Genomic DNA, 13,544 nt, shown 5'->3' with positions numbered 1-13,544 from the left:
GTGTTCTCCAACTATCTGATCGGTCTGCGGGAGGGGCTGGAGGCCAGCCTCGTCGTCTGCATCCTGATCGCCTATCTGGTCAAGACCGGCCGCCGGGACGCGCTGAAGCCGATCTGGACCGGCATCGGCATCGCGGTCGCCATCGCCATGGGCTTCGGCTGCGCGCTCGAATTCGGCTCCCAGGAGCTGACGTTCGAGGCGCAGGAGGCGCTCGGCGGTTCGCTGTCCATCGTCGCGGTGGGCCTGGTGACCTGGATGGTCTTCTGGATGCGGCGCACCGCCCGCAACCTGCGCTCCGAACTGCACGGCCGGCTGGACACGGCGCTGGCCGTGGGCACCGGCGCGCTGGTCGCCACGGCCTTCCTCGCGGTGGGCCGCGAGGGTCTGGAGACCGCGCTGTTCGTGTGGGCCTCGGTGCACGCGGCGAGCGACGGCACCCCGCGCCCGCTGATCGGCGTCGCCCTGGGCCTGGCCACCGCGGTGCTGCTGGGCTGGCTGTTCTACCGGGGCGCCCTGAAGATCAATCTGGCCAAGTTCTTCACCTGGACCGGCGCCATGCTCGTGGTGGTCGCGGCGGGTGTGCTCGCGTACGGCTTCCACGACCTCCAGGAGGCCAGCTGGGTCCCCGGCATCGGGAACCTGGCCTTCGACATCAGCGACACGATCCCGCCGGACAGTTGGTACGGCACGCTGCTCAAGGGCGTCCTCAACTTCCAGCCCGACCCGACCGTCGTGCAGGTCACGGTGTGGCTGGTGTACCTGGTCCCGACGCTCGTCCTGTTCTTCGCGCCATCCGGCCTGCGCGCCCGGGGAAGCCGCACACAGCCCGCTTCGACGACGGTGCGCGACAAGGTCTGACGGCTCGGGAGGAGGGCGGAGCCCCGGCTTTCGGCAGGCGTCCCGACGGCCGGGGAACCCGGCTCCCGACGAGCGGACCCCGTTTCCTGGATGGCCGGAACCCCGGATGTCGGCGGTCGGCGGTCGGGAATCAGACCGACGGCGGGGCGGGAGCCCCGCCGGTCACGGCACCGGGAACGGCACGGGTCACCGCCGCCGGTCACGGTGCGGGCGCGGTAGCGGCACCCGGCGCCCGGCCGCCGTCAGGTCCCGGTAGGGTTCGCCTCCGGGAAGGGGAAGGTGACGGCACCTCATGACCAGGGAACGCGGCCCTCGTGGGCTTCGCCGACGTGACCGGAACGCACTCATAGCGGCCTCACTGACCGCTCTGTCGCTGGCAGCGAGCGGCTGCGTGGTGGTGCACGGCGAACGCGAGGTTCTCCCCGCCACCACCAAGGCGGAGGCGGCGAAGGCGCTGAAGGAGTTCACGGCCGCCTACAACGCGGCGGACAAGGCGTTCGACCGCTCTCTGGACGCCGGCCACGTGACCGGCGCACTCGCCGACATCGACGGGGCCCGGCTCAAGGCCGGGCACACCAACAGCCCGGCGGGCAACCCCGGGCACGCGCCGCTGAAGCTGTCGGACACCAGGTTCACCATCCCGAAGAAGGCGGGCTGGCCCCGCTGGTTCGTCGCGGACACCGCCGCGAACAAGGGCGGCAGCAGCCGGTGGCTGTTCGTCTTCACCCGGGGCGATCTGGGCGAGCCGTTCAAGGTGGCGTACCTGACGCTGGTCGCCCCCGACGACGTACCCGAGTTCAAGCTCGACGCGGATGGCTGGGCCGAGGCCGTCCCGGCCGGTTCGGCCGGCCTGACGGTCCCGCCCGCGGAGCTGAGCGAGAAGTACACGACGTATCTCAAGGGCGGCGGCTCCGGCTTCGCGGACGGTGCGTACACCAGCGGCTGGCGGGCGGCCCGCGCCAAGGAGGCCAGCCGGCCGGGGCTGGTCCGGCAGTACATCGACAAGCCGATGACCGGCGGCGAGTACGCGCCGCTGGCGCTGCGCACGACCGACGGCGGGGCGCTGGTGTTCTTCACCACACGGCACTACGAGAAGCAGACCGCCGCCACGGGCACCGCCGTGCCGCCCCAGAACGCGGACGTGCAGGCCCTGACGAAGGGCGAGGTCAAGCAGTCGCTGACGCTGGAGTTCGTCTCCAACGAGGCCGTACTCGACCCGAAGCGGGGTTCCGGGAGCGCCGACGTGGAGGTGCTGGGCCGGGTCCAGGGGCTGACCTCGGCCCAGGGCGAGTAGGCCCAAGGCGAGCAGGCCGACGGCGGGCCGGCTCATCGGGCCGGCTCACGGCGAGCAGGCCGACGGTGGGCAGGCCCACGGCGGCCAGGCGTACGGCGGCCAGGCGTACGGTGCCACCGGACTGGACCACGCCGGAGCGACCTGTCCGGCGGCGCGGGAACTCAGTGGCGCAGCGGCCAGGCCGTCGCCGCGTGGTCGGTCTCGTCGCCGACATGGCGGGCGCAGGCGTCGGTGAGGGCTTCCAAGAGGCTGAGCGGGTCGGGCAGCGCATGCTCCGGACCGCATGCCCAGCGCACCCGCTGGTCGTCGTCGCCGGGCAGCCGGGCGGGCGGCACCAGCACGTACGAGCCGCGGCAGTGCCAGCGCAGGCCGGGGTGCTCGTCCATGGTCTCGGGGTGGCAGTCCAGCTCGCACGGCCACCACTCGTCCTCGTCCTCGGGGGTGCCGCGGGTGAGGGTGAAGAACAGCATGCGGCCGTCGTCGCTCTCGGCGACCGGGCCGACCTCGACACCGGAGTCGAGCAGCCGCCGCAGGGCCTGCCGCCCGGCCGCCAGTGGCACGTCGAGGACGTCGTGCACCATGCCGGTCGCGGTGATGAAGTTGGCCTGCGGCTGGTTGCGGGCCCAGCGCTCGATCTGGGCGCGGTCGGTGGTGGACTGCGTCTGCCAGGCGAACGACACCGGGTGCCGGGCGGGGGTGGGACAGCCGACCCGGTCGCAGGAACACCGGTAGCCGGCGGCGGGGTGGGCGGCGGGCGCGAGCGGCAGCCCGGCTGCGGCGGTGGCGAGCAGCAGTTCCTCACGGCCGCCGTCGCCGGCGGTCGGTGGCGTGCGGCGGCCCCGCAGCCACTGGGAGAGTTTGCCCTGCCGGCCGGTCCGGCCGCCGAACGTCCCGCTCATCTATCCCCTCGCCCTCGCTGGTGTGCGGACAACTTCCCTCATGGTCCCACCATCGCGCGCCGCGGGAGACCGCGGCCCCGTCCAGGCGGTCGCGGTCAGCGCGGGGCGAGCCCGTTGAGGGCGTAGTCGACGAGGGTGTCGGTGTACGCGTAGGAGATCGGTCCGGTGTGCTGCAGCCAGCGCTGGGCCAGCGGTGACACGAAGAGTTCCAGGGCGACGCGCGGGTCCACGTCGGCCCGTACCGCCCCCGCGTCCTGGGCGGAGCGCAGCCGGTCGACGTACAGCTGGAGCTGTGGTTCGAGCAGTTTGGCGACGAATTCGCGGCCCAGCTGCTCGTTGACCACGCCTTCGGCGGCGAGGGCCCGGGAGGGGGCCTCGAACCGGGGGTCGAGCAGTTCGTCGACGGTGGCCCGCAGCACCGCCCTGAGGTCGGCGGCGAGGTCCCCGCTGTCCGGGATGGTGTGCGGCTCCTGGCCCAGCTCCCGGGCGGACTGCTCGGCCAGGTCGAGGAATGCCTCAAGGAGTACGTCCGCCTTGGCCGGCCACCACCGGTAGATGGTCTGCTTGCCGACCCCGGCCCGGGCGGCGATCGCCTCGACGGTGGTCTTCGGGTACCCGACCTCGGCGACGAGCGCGAGGGCGGCGGCGTAGATCGCGCGGCGCGACCGCTCGCTGCGGCGGGTGGCGTCGGGCACGGGCTTGTCGGGGACGGACGTGTCAGGGACCGGCTTGTCGGGCATGGGGTGAAGCTAGCCCATGCCCTCAGGGCCCGTACGGCGGCCAGGGGTCTCCCCAGTCGGCGTCCCGGGCCGCCTTGTACAGCTCGCCGTGGCGTTTGGTGACCGTCGTGCGGACCAGCCGCTCGTCGCTCTCGCACAGGTCGAGCAGGACCTGCCCCTTGCGGATCTGCGGACGCCGGACCACCCGGGCGGGCGCCGGTCCGGCCGGGCGGCGGGTGGCGGCGACGTAGCTGAACTTCTCGTCCTCGTACGGCAGCGACCCGCCCTTGACCTGCCGGTGCAGGGAGGAACGGCTGACCCGGGCGGAGAAGTGGCACCAGTCCGTGCCCGGCGCGATCGGGCAGGCGGCGCTGTGCGGGCAGGGCGCGGCGATGCGGAACCCGGCGCCGATGAGCCGGTCCCGGGCCTCGATGACGCGGGCGTAGCCGTCGGGGGTGCCGGCCTCGACGATCACGACGTTCTGCGCGGCGGCGGACGCCGCGTCGACGAGGGCGGCGCGGTCGGCCACGGACAGTTCGTTGAGGACGTAGGAGACGGTGACGAGGTCGACGGGGTCGAGGTTGAGGGCCGCGCCGATCCGGGCCCGCAGCCACCGGGCGCCGTGCAGCGCCGGGTCGGCGGCGGCGATCTCCCGGCCGAGGTCGAGCGCGGGCTGGGCCCAGTCCAGCACGGTCACCGGCCGGGTGCCCGCCCAGGTGGCGCCGACCGCCCAAGCCGCGGCACCGGTGCCGCCGCCGAGGTCGGTGTGGCCGGCCGGCGCCCAGCCGGGCACGGCGTCCGCGAACGCGCCGAGCGCGGCCCGCGCCGCCGCGAAGGTCGCGGGCATCCGGTACGCGGCGTACGCGGCGACGTCGGCGCGGTCCCGCAGGATCGGCGCGTCGGTCGGCGTGGCCCCTCGGTAGTGGGCGATCAGCCGCTCCACGGCCGGGCCGGCCTGCGACGGCGGCAGTCCGTCGAGCAGACGGGCCAGCGCGGCCCGGAGCCGTTCGGCGGGACGTACGGGCTCTACGAACTGCACGGGCTGAACGGGCTCTGTCACCCGCCGATTGTACGAAGCCGTTCCCGGGGTCCGGGCGGGAGCCCGGAGGGGCCGCCTCATGCCCGGCGGGCCCTCCCGGCGGCCTCGGTGGCGGCGGACTCTGCGGCGGCGGCCGGGGCACCGGCGGGCGCCCGACGCGTGGCACATGGCGCCCGAGCCATCGCGCGTGGCGCTCCGGCGGCGGGCTGGGAGGCGCCCGCCGCCCGCGCATCCTCACCGCGCCACGCGGCGAGACCGGCCGCCGTCCCCCGCCACCTGGACGTGGGCTGCCCGGACCGGCTCCGGCCCCCGGCCCTCAGTCCCCGGAGGGAATGCGGCGTATCGCCCGGGCCAGGTGTGTCGCGGCGCGGGCCCGTGGGGTGCTGTCCGGTTCGCGCCGGCGCGGGTGCACGGTGTTCGCCAGCAGCACCAGGAAGGTGTCGGTGGCCCGGTCCAGGACCAGTGAGGTCCCCGTGAAGCCGGTGTGCCCGGCCGCGCCGCGCCCCGCCAACTCCCCCATGAACCATCGCTGGTCGACGGCGAAGCCCAGGCCCGGCGGGGTCAGCAGCAGTTCGGTGAGGTCCGGGCCGAGGATGCGCGCGGGCCCGTACTGTCCGCCCGCCAGCAGCGCCCGGCAGAAGACCGCCAGGTCCCGGCCCGTGGAGAACAGTCCCGCATGGCCCGCCACCCCGCCCAGCGCCCACGCGTTCTCGTCGTGCACCACGCCCCGCAGCATCCCCCGGTCCGCCTTGGCCCAGGGCCGGCGCTGGTCCTCGGTGGCCGCCGCGCCCGGGCAGGGTCCGAACCGGGTGGCCCGCATCCCCAGCGGCCGGGTGATGCCCTCGTGGACCAGGGCGTCCAGGGTTCGCCCGGTGATCCGCTCCAGCAGGAGCTGGAGCAGCAGCATGTTCAGGTCCGAGTAGCGGTACTGCCCGGCCGGTCCCGTCGGTGCCTCCGCGCGCAGCATCGCCAGCCGGGCCGGGTCGTCCGGGCAGTCGTACAGCGGGAGTTCGGGACGCAGCCCGGAGGTGTGGGTGAGTAACTGGCGCACCGTGACGCCGTGCCGGCCCAGGGCCCGGAACTCCGGCAGATGGACGCAGACCGGCGCGTCGAGGTCGAGGGTGCCCCGCTCGATCTGCTGCACGACCGCGACGGACGTGAACAGCTTGGTGAGGGAGGCCAGGTCGAAGGGGGTGTCGACGGTCACCGGCACCCGGGCCGCGGGCGGCAGTTCGACACCGCTGTCGGTGCCGGCGTCGTACGCGCTGTAGCGGACCGCCCAGCCCGCCGCTTCCTGTACGGCGATCACCGGCCCGCGCCCGGCGACCACGACGACGCCCGCCGCCCAGGGGTGCGCCCCCTGGGTGAGGTCGTGCGTCTCCTCGGCGAGACGCTGGAGTTCCGCGCGGTCGAGCCCGGCCCGTTCCGGTGTGCCGACACGCAGTCTCGGCGTGTTCAGTTGTCCTCCCCCAAGGTCGCGGCCGCGCCGGAGCAGGCGACGGCCCCCGTTCTCCGCGCTCGCGCGTGCTTTCCAGGGAGGGCACGTTCCCATGAAACAGGCCCTGGCACCAGCACGTTTCCACCGGTTGGACGACGGTCGGCGGGGTGCCGGTGCCCTGCCCGGCGGCATCGGAGAGCGGGCCCGGTCCGGGCAGCGGTCTCCCCCGCCGGCCGGTGCCCGCGGTCCGCGCGGCCGAGCGGCACCTATGCTCTCAGGTCGTACACAGTGTCGAGGCACTCATGAGCGAGGCGGGCTCGAATGGCGGAGCGGAACGTACGGTGGGGCATCCTGGCGACGGGCGGTATCGCGGCCTCGTTCGCGGCTGCCCTGGTGGATCTGCCGGACGCCGAGATCGCGGCGGTGGCCTCGCGGACCGAGGAGTCGGCGCGGGCGTTCGCGGAGCGGTTCGGGATCCCGCGGGCGTACGGCGACTGGGAGTCGCTGGCCCGCGACGAGGACATCGATGTCGTGTACGTCGCCACCCCGCACTCGGCGCACCGGGCGGCGGCCGGGCTGTGCCTGGCCGCCGGGCGGAACGTGCTGTGCGAGAAGGCGTTCACGCTGAACGCGCGCGAGGCCGGGGAACTGGTCGCGCTGGCACGCGAGCACGGGCGCTTCCTGATGGAGGCGATGTGGATGTACTGCAATCCGCTGGTCCGCCGGCTCAAGGCGCTGGTCGACGACGGGGCGATCGGCGACGTGCGCACCGTGCAGGCGGACTTCGGACTCGCGGGCCCCTTCCCGCCCGCGCACCGGCTGCGGGACCCGGCGCTGGGCGGCGGCGCGCTGCTCGACCTCGGGGTCTACCCGGTGTCCTTCGCCCACCTGCTGCTCGGCGAGCCCACCGCGCTCGACGCCCGCGCGGTCCTCGCCCCCGAGGGCGTCGACCTCCAGACGGGCGCGCTGCTGTCCTGGGACGGCGGGGCGCTGGCCTCGGTGCACTGCTCGATCGTCGGCGGTACGGCGGTGGCGGCGTCGGTGACCGGATCGCAGGGCCGGATCGACATCCCGGACGGCTTCTTCAACCCGGAGCGGTTCGTGCTGCACCGGGACGGGCGCGACGCCGAGGAGTTCGTCCTCGACGCGGCCGACGGCCCCCGCAACACGCTGCGGCACGAGGCGGCGGAGGTGATGCGGGCGCTGCGGGCGGGCGAGCAGGAATCCCCGCTGGTCCCGCTCTCCGGCACGCTCGCCGTGATGCGCACGCTGGACACGATCCGGGAGCGGATCGGCGTGCGGTATCCGGGGGATGCCGTGGCCGCCTGAACCCGGGCCCGGCCAGCCGTCCGGCGGACATCTGATTCCGCATGGCGGATCCGCCGCCCACGCTCGCCTACGCTGCTCAGCCATGACTGACAGGGATTCGAAGATCGCGGTGGTGACCGGAGCCGGGTCCGGTATCGGGCGGGCGGTCGCCGTGGAACTGCTGCGCGCGGGCTGGTCGGTGGCGCTCGCCGGGCGACGGGCCGAGCGGCTCGCCGGGACGGCGGCGCTGGTGCCCGGACAGGACTCGCTCTCCGTGCGCACGGACGTGTCTCGACCGGACGACGTGGCCGCGCTGTTCGCGACGACGGTGGACCGCTTCGGCCGGATCGACCTGCTGTTCAACAACGCGGGCGTCTTCGGCCCCGGCGGCGTCCCGGTCGAGGACCTGCCCTACGACGCCTGGCGGCACGTGGTCGAGACCAATCTCAACGGGGCGTTCCTGTGCGCGCAGGCGGCGTACCGGCAGATGAAGGGGCAGGACCCCCGTGGCGGCCGGATCATCAACAACGGCTCGATCGCGGCGCACACTCCCCGGCCGCAGTCGGTCGCGTACACCGCGACCAAGCACGCGCTGACCGGCCTGACCAAGTCCCTGTCCCTGGACGGCCGGGCCTACGGCATCGCGGTCGGGCAGATCGACATCGGCAACGCGGCCACCGACATGACGGCCCGGATGGAGACGGGCGCGTTGCAGGCGAACGGGGAAATGGCCCCGGAACCCGTGATGGACGCCGCCGACGTGGCCCGTACGGTGCGGCACATGGCCGAGCTTCCGCTGGAGGCGAACGTGCAGTTCGCGACGGTGCTGGCGACGTCGATGCCGTACGTGGGACGGGGCTGAGCGGCCTACGCCCCGTCAACTCCCCAGTCGGGAAAGCGGAGTTTGCATCTCCGGCCCATTGCGGCCGGTGGTGAACCTGTGCTCAACTTTCCTCCATCGAAGCTTCACAGTTGGGCAACGCAGTTCCGCAGACCACATCGAGGGGGAGGGGGCGGCGGCCGTTCCACCGGGCCCGGGTGGGGGTGGACCTCGCGCGGGGCGCGAGGTGCGCACCGGGGGTGGAACGGCCGCCACGGACGTCGGCCGCCCGGCACCGCTCGACTCAGTCGCGGTGCCGGGCCCGGGCCGGGGGCCGCTCGGCTCAGCCCCGGTGCCGGGCCCGGGAGCGAGGCCGGTCGGTGCCGGTCCGGGGCCCGGGGTTCGCCTCGGCCCCCGCCGCCGCCCCAGCCGCGGCCGACCTGCGGCGGCGCAGCGCCCAGACGCCCGCGCCGAGCACCACGACCGTGCCCGCCGCGCCCTCCAGCAGACGCCAGGACGAGGGGCCCTTCGACGCCCCGGCCGCCGACGCGCCCGCGGCGCCCGCGGCGCCCCGGACCGGCTGCGGGCTCGCCGGTGATCCGCCCTCACTGAGCGGGTCGACCAGCACGCCCACCGGCTGTGCCGAGCCGCCCTTCGCGAAGCCCCAGTCCAGGAGCGCCGCCGTCTCCTCGTACACGGCGTTGCTGCCGGCCCCCGGATGCATCACGGTGACCAGCAAGGTGCGCCCGTCCCTGGTCGCGGCACCCGTGAAGGTGTTGCCCGCGTTGCTGGTGTAGCCGTTCTTCACCCCGATCAGACCCTGGTACCGGTCAAGGCCCCACGCGCCCGTGAGCAGTCGGTCGGTGTTCTGGATCTGGAACGTCTTCTTGCCGCCCGCCGGGAAGTCGGCGGTCCGGGTGGCGCAGTAGCCGCGGAAGTCGGCGTTCTTCAGCCCGTGCCGGGCGAAGACGGTCAGGTCGTACGCCGACGACAGCTGTCCCTCGTGATCGAAGCCGTCGGGGCTGACCACATGGGTGTCCAGGGCCTGTAGGTCCCGCGCCCTGGCCTGCATCTCGGCGACCGTCTTCGCCACCCCGCCGTTCATGTTGGCCAGCACGCGCACCGCGTCGTTGCCCGAGTGCAGGAACACGCCCTGCCACAGCTGCTCGACGGTGTAGGTGACCCCGGCCTGGATCCCGACGAGGCTGGAACCGGACGGTATCCCGGCGAGTTCCTCCTCGGACACCTTGTGCCTGTCGGTGCGGTCGAACTTGCCCAGCACGGTGTCCGCGAACAGCATCTTCAGCGTGGACGCCGGCGCCAGCCGCCGGTGTGCGTCGAACGCGGCGAGCACCTCTCCGCTCGTACAGTCGGCGATCAGCCATGAGCGTGCCGTGAGCTTCGCGGGCAGCCCGGCCCCGCGGACCTGGACCCCGGAGCGGGCCAGCAGCTCACCACCGATCACGGCCGGGCCCGCGGCGGTCGCGGGGGCGGCAGCGGACAAGGGAAGGGCGGCGGCCGTGAGACCGAGGGCGGCACGCCGCGTGAGCCGGGAACTTTCGCGCATCCCAAGGACCGTACACGCAGTCCAGAGGGCTTCCCCGACCGAGGAGGCGCATCGGGCCAGGACTTTGCTGTTTTATGAAAATCCCAGTCCGGCACGGTGCTCGCGCACCCCGCACGCGTCCTTCACCTGGGGTGGTTCCTTGCTGGCTTTCGCCCTCCGTGTCCCGCGCTGAAGCACGGGGATTCTTCGCCCGCCGGTGGTCATGGCTGGTACCGGATCACCCGCTTCGGGCGGGTTCCCGGTGTCTCCCCGCCGAGGTGGGACGCGGTGCGTGTGCCGGACGCGTACGCCCCTGCCCGCAGGGCGGATTGAGCGCGTGGTGCACGGCTGTGCAGTACGGGCCCTCGGCGAGGAGGGCGGCGCGAGCCGGGTCGCCGGTGCTCCAGGCGTAGGCGCGGATGAGTACCTGTGGCGGTCCCCGGCGTCCTGCCAGTACCCGCGGCATCCTCATCCCGTGTTCTCCATGCCCGGCGACGCCAGGAGTTGGAGCGCACCGAGCACAAGCCCACGCCTCGACTACGTCTGCGTCTGCGTCTGCGTCACGCCTGTCCCGTCTCGAAGCGGGAGATCCTGCCGTTCTCGACGATGAAGGACCACTTGGTCCGCATCTCGCCCCACTCGTCGTTGCGGTACCGGGCGACGAGGGAGCGACCGCCCCGGCACTCCTTGTCGATCTCCATGTGGCCGTTGGAGGAGAAGATCTCCCGGTCGGTCCACTCGGCGAGGTCCCGGTCGGCGCCGTCGTCGGACATGGTGGCGTCCGGGGCGAGGATGTCCATGAAGGCCCGGCGGTCATGGGCGTTGACAGCGGTGACGAAGGCGCGGACCGCCGGATCGCTGAGTTTCGATGTCTGGATCGCCATGCCAGCCACACTCACACCGCTCCCCGGACCCCGCCATCCGAACGGCCACCGGGGCGGGCTGTCCGACGGCCCCGGAGACGACGACGGACGCCGGGGCAGGAGCCCGTTCCCAGCCGTCCGCCTGTCCGCACCGGGGAGCCACCGTGACCTGTCACGACCGACGTGACATCTGGGCCCGCTGCTGCTCCGACCGGGTACCAGCGGCGGGCCGGGCGCGCACGGGAGGCGCGCTGTGCGAGCCGTGGCCGTAGGCGCTGTGCGAGCCGTGACCGAAGGCGTGGCAGGCTGCGGGGCATGACCGATCGGGACACCCGTACACCCGCGCCCGCGGACCTCTGGACCGCCATCGACGAGTTGTGGGCCTGGCTGGACGCGCACGGCCCGCACGACGGGTCGCAGACCCTGCTGCTGCGCCTGCTGAAACTGTCGGAGGAGGTCGGCGAGGTCGCCCAGGCGGTGATCGGCGTGACCGGGCAGAACCCGCGCAAGGGCGTCACCCACACCTGGGAGGACGTACGGGCCGAACTCTGCGATGTCGTCATCACCGCCCTGATCGCCCTGCGCACCCTGACCCCGGACGCCCGCGAGGAGTTCACCCGCCACCTCGCCCGGGTCACCGAGCGCTCGCTCGGCCCGGCCCAGGTCGGCCCTGCAGCCGCTCAAGCCGCTCCTGCCGCCGCTCAGGCAGCCCCTGCCCCGCGGCGGCCCGACGCGTAGCCCCGGGCCGCTGGCGGGCGGTGAGGGTCCGGGGTCCGCCGCCCGCCGGTGCGTCTCGTCTCCGCCCGGCCTCGGCCCCGGGCACCGCCAGAAACCCCGGCCGACCACCCACTGCGCCCGGCCGGCCGAATCGAGCGGGCAGCGGCGGGCGGCAGGAGTCCGCCGCGCCGCCGGCCGGACCCCGGGACTGCTCCATTCGCGTACGGGTTCCACACGAACGGCCGCGTGTCGGCCGCACGGCATGTCGGCCCTGTCTCCGTTCCACCAGGATGCCCGGTGACAGACGACGTCGCGCAGCGGGCGCGGATCCCGTGCCAGGAGCACAGAGCCTTGAGCATTCTGAACCAACCGACCGGGCCGGCCACCGTCTACGGCAGTGAACTGCCGGTGCGGCGCAGCAGCCCCGGCAGTGTCGTGGTGAAGTGGCTGACGACCACCGACCACAAGACGATCGGCACGCTGTACCTGGTGACGTCGTTCGCGTTCTTCCTGACCGGCGGGGTGATGGCGCTGGTGATGCGCGCCGAACTGGCCCGGCCGGGACTGCAGATCGTCTCCAAGGAGCAGTTCAACCAGGCGTTCACGATGCACGGCACGATCATGCTGCTGCTGTTCGCGACGCCGCTGTTCGCCGGTTTCGCAAACTGGATCATGCCGCTGCAGATCGGCGCACCGGACGTGGCCTTCCCCCGGCTGAACGCGTTCGCCTACTGGCTGTACCTGTTCGGCGGGCTGATCGCGGTCGCCGGCTTCCTCACCCCGCAGGGCGCGGCGGACTTCGGCTGGTTCGCCTACTCGCCGCTCTCGGACGCGATCCGCTCACCGGGCGTCGGGGCCGACCTGTGGATCATGGGCCTGGCGCTGTCCGGCTTCGGCACCATCCTCGGTTCGGTCAACTTCATCACCACCATCATCTGCATGCGCGCCCCGGGCATGACCATGTTCCGCATGCCGATCTTCGTGTGGAACGTGCTGCTGACCGCCTTCCTGGTCCTGCTCGCCTTCCCGATCCTGGCGGGCGCGCTCCTCGCCCTGGAGGCCGACCGCAAGTTCGGGGCGCACGTCTTCAACGCCGCGAACGGCGGACCGCTGCTGTGGCAGCACCTCTTCTGGTTCTTCGGCCACCCCGAGGTGTACATCATCGCCTTGCCGTTCTTCGGCATCATCTCCGAGGTCATCCCGGTCTTCGCGCGCAAGCCGATGTTCGGCTACATGGGCCTCATCGGCGCGACGATCTCCATCGCCGGGCTGTCGCTCACCGTGTGGGCGCACCACATGTACGTCACCGGCGCCGTGCTGCTGCCCTTCTTCTCCTTCATGACCTTCCTGATCGCCGTACCGACCGGGGTGAAGTTCTTCAACTGGATCGGCACCATGTGGAAGGGCGCGCTGTCCTTCGAGACGCCCATGCTCTGGGCGGCGGGCTTTCTCGTGACCTTCCTGTTCGGCGGTCTGACCGGTGTCATCCTCGCCTCGCCGCCGATGGACTTCCACGTCTCCGACTCGTACTTCGTGGTGGCCCACTTCCACTACGTCGTCTTCGGCACGGTCGTCTTCGCGATGTTCGCCGGATTCCACTTCTGGTGGCCCAAGTTCACCGGCAAGATGCTGGACGAACGCCTCGGCAAGATCACCTTCTGGACGCTGTTCACCGGCTTCCACGGGACCTTCCTGGTCCAGCACTGGCTGGGCGCCGAGGGCATGCCGCGCCGGTACGCCGACTATCTGGCGGCCGACGGCTTCACCGCGCTGAACATGGTCTCGACGATCTCCTCGTTCCTGCTCGGTCTGTCGATGCTGCCGTTCCTCTACAACGTGTGGCACACGTCCAGGTACGGCAAGCCGGTCGGCACGGACGACCCGTGGGGCTACGGCCGCTCGCTGGAGTGGGCCACGTCCTGCCCGCCGCCGCGGCACAACTTCCTCACCCTGCCGCGGATCCGCAGTGAATCCCCGGCGTTCGACCTGCACCACCCCGAGATCGCGACGGCCGAGGCGCGGATGCACGGCGTGCTGTGACCG

12 protein-coding genes and 1 pseudogene are annotated in these 13,544 nt (G+C 72.9%); 6 read left to right on the top strand and 7 right to left on the bottom strand.

All coding sequences use genetic code 11. The features are described 5' to 3' along the window. Positions 1-858: an iron uptake transporter permease EfeU gene (gene efeU / locus ACFYPJ_RS03690; protein WP_389009790.1), complete on the top strand. Its 858-nt coding sequence runs from the start codon at positions 1-3 to the stop codon at positions 856-858. Positions 859-1,150: 292 nt separating this feature from the next. Continuing rightward, positions 1,151-2,152, top strand: coding sequence for a hypothetical protein (locus ACFYPJ_RS03685; RefSeq protein ID WP_389009787.1), 1,002 nt, complete (start codon positions 1,151-1,153; stop codon positions 2,150-2,152). 161 nt (positions 2,153-2,313) lie between these two features. Here ACFYPJ_RS03685 and ACFYPJ_RS03680 read toward each other — a convergent pair whose 3' ends face one another. The 4 genes from ACFYPJ_RS03680 to ACFYPJ_RS03665 all read right to left on the bottom strand — a co-directional run bounded on the left by ACFYPJ_RS03680 (position 2,314) and on the right by ACFYPJ_RS03665 (position 6,361). After that, entirely contained in the window at positions 2,314-3,051 is a 738-nt protein-coding gene (locus tag ACFYPJ_RS03680) for a bifunctional DNA primase/polymerase (protein WP_389009784.1), read from the bottom strand. Positions 3,052-3,146: 95 nt separating this feature from the next. After that, positions 3,147-3,791, bottom strand: a complete 645-nt coding sequence (locus ACFYPJ_RS03675) for a TetR/AcrR family transcriptional regulator (protein ID WP_389009781.1) — start codon at positions 3,789-3,791, stop codon at positions 3,147-3,149. 22 nt (positions 3,792-3,813) lie between these two features. Next, entirely contained in the window at positions 3,814-4,830 is a 1,017-nt protein-coding gene (locus ACFYPJ_RS03670) for a small ribosomal subunit Rsm22 family protein (protein ID WP_389009778.1), read from the bottom strand. 295 nt (positions 4,831-5,125) lie between these two features. After that, the gene (locus ACFYPJ_RS03665) at positions 5,126-6,361 is read right to left on the bottom strand and encodes a serine hydrolase domain-containing protein (RefSeq protein WP_389009775.1); all 1,236 of its coding nucleotides are present in this window, start codon (positions 6,359-6,361) and stop codon (positions 5,126-5,128) included. Between the two features lie 207 nt (positions 6,362-6,568). On the opposite strand from ACFYPJ_RS03665, the gene ACFYPJ_RS03660 reads away from it, so the two are divergent. Further along, positions 6,569-7,576 (top strand): Gfo/Idh/MocA family protein, encoded by a 1,008-nt coding sequence (locus ACFYPJ_RS03660; RefSeq protein ID WP_389009772.1) that lies wholly within the window; start codon positions 6,569-6,571, stop codon positions 7,574-7,576. Positions 7,577-7,658: 82 nt separating this feature from the next. Next, on the top strand, positions 7,659-8,417 hold the full coding sequence (locus ACFYPJ_RS03655) for an SDR family oxidoreductase (protein ID WP_389009770.1): 759 nt from the start codon (positions 7,659-7,661) through the stop codon (positions 8,415-8,417). 301 nt (positions 8,418-8,718) lie between these two features. Here the strand turns inward: ACFYPJ_RS03655 and ACFYPJ_RS03650 are convergent, their stop codons facing one another. The 3 genes and pseudogenes from ACFYPJ_RS03650 to ACFYPJ_RS03640 all read right to left on the bottom strand — a co-directional run bounded on the left by ACFYPJ_RS03650 (position 8,719) and on the right by ACFYPJ_RS03640 (position 10,805). Further along, the gene (locus tag ACFYPJ_RS03650; protein WP_389009767.1) at positions 8,719-9,942 is read right to left on the bottom strand and encodes a D-alanyl-D-alanine carboxypeptidase family protein; all 1,224 of its coding nucleotides are present in this window, start codon (positions 9,940-9,942) and stop codon (positions 8,719-8,721) included. Between the two features lie 307 nt (positions 9,943-10,249). Further along, positions 10,250-10,345 (bottom strand): annotated as a pseudogene (locus ACFYPJ_RS03645) (aldo/keto reductase); the annotation flags it as partial. A gap of 136 nt (positions 10,346-10,481) precedes the next feature. Next, on the bottom strand, positions 10,482-10,805 hold the full coding sequence (locus ACFYPJ_RS03640; RefSeq protein WP_389009764.1) for a nuclear transport factor 2 family protein: 324 nt from the start codon (positions 10,803-10,805) through the stop codon (positions 10,482-10,484). Positions 10,806-11,099: 294 nt separating this feature from the next. Here ACFYPJ_RS03640 and ACFYPJ_RS03635 point away from each other — a divergent pair, with 294 nt between their 5' ends. Continuing rightward, positions 11,100-11,522, top strand: a complete 423-nt coding sequence (locus ACFYPJ_RS03635) for a MazG-like family protein (protein WP_389009761.1) — start codon at positions 11,100-11,102, stop codon at positions 11,520-11,522. 330 nt (positions 11,523-11,852) lie between these two features. Then, positions 11,853-13,541, top strand: a complete 1,689-nt coding sequence (gene ctaD, locus ACFYPJ_RS03630) for a cytochrome c oxidase subunit I (protein WP_389009758.1) — start codon at positions 11,853-11,855, stop codon at positions 13,539-13,541. The last annotated feature ends 3 nt before the right edge of the window (positions 13,542-13,544 follow it).

The organism is Streptomyces sp. NPDC006012 (assembly GCF_042871185.1).
Classification (GTDB): Bacteria; Actinomycetota; Actinomycetes; order Streptomycetales; family Streptomycetaceae; genus Streptomyces.
This window is presented reverse-complemented; position numbering and strand designations above follow the sequence as displayed.

Excerpts from the sequence above, each read along its gene's own strand:
- ACFYPJ_RS03660 (WP_389009772.1), top strand. The coding sequence starts at position 6,569 with ATGGCGGAGCGGAACGTACGGTGGGGCATCCTGGCGACGGGCGGTATC.
- ACFYPJ_RS03640 (WP_389009764.1), bottom strand. The coding sequence starts at position 10,805 with ATGGCGATCCAGACATCGAAACTCAGCGATCCGGCGGTCCGCGCCTTC.
- ACFYPJ_RS03685 (WP_389009787.1), top strand. The coding sequence starts at position 1,151 with ATGACCAGGGAACGCGGCCCTCGTGGGCTTCGCCGACGTGACCGGAAC.
- ACFYPJ_RS03650 (WP_389009767.1), bottom strand. The coding sequence starts at position 9,942 with ATGCGCGAAAGTTCCCGGCTCACGCGGCGTGCCGCCCTCGGTCTCACG.
- ACFYPJ_RS03680 (WP_389009784.1), bottom strand. The coding sequence starts at position 3,051 with ATGAGCGGGACGTTCGGCGGCCGGACCGGCCGGCAGGGCAAACTCTCC.
- ACFYPJ_RS03665 (WP_389009775.1), bottom strand. The coding sequence starts at position 6,361 with ATGGGAACGTGCCCTCCCTGGAAAGCACGCGCGAGCGCGGAGAACGGG.
- ACFYPJ_RS03635 (WP_389009761.1), top strand. The coding sequence starts at position 11,100 with ATGACCGATCGGGACACCCGTACACCCGCGCCCGCGGACCTCTGGACC.
- ACFYPJ_RS03655 (WP_389009770.1), top strand. The coding sequence starts at position 7,659 with ATGACTGACAGGGATTCGAAGATCGCGGTGGTGACCGGAGCCGGGTCC.
- ACFYPJ_RS03675 (WP_389009781.1), bottom strand. The coding sequence starts at position 3,791 with ATGCCCGACAAGCCGGTCCCTGACACGTCCGTCCCCGACAAGCCCGTG.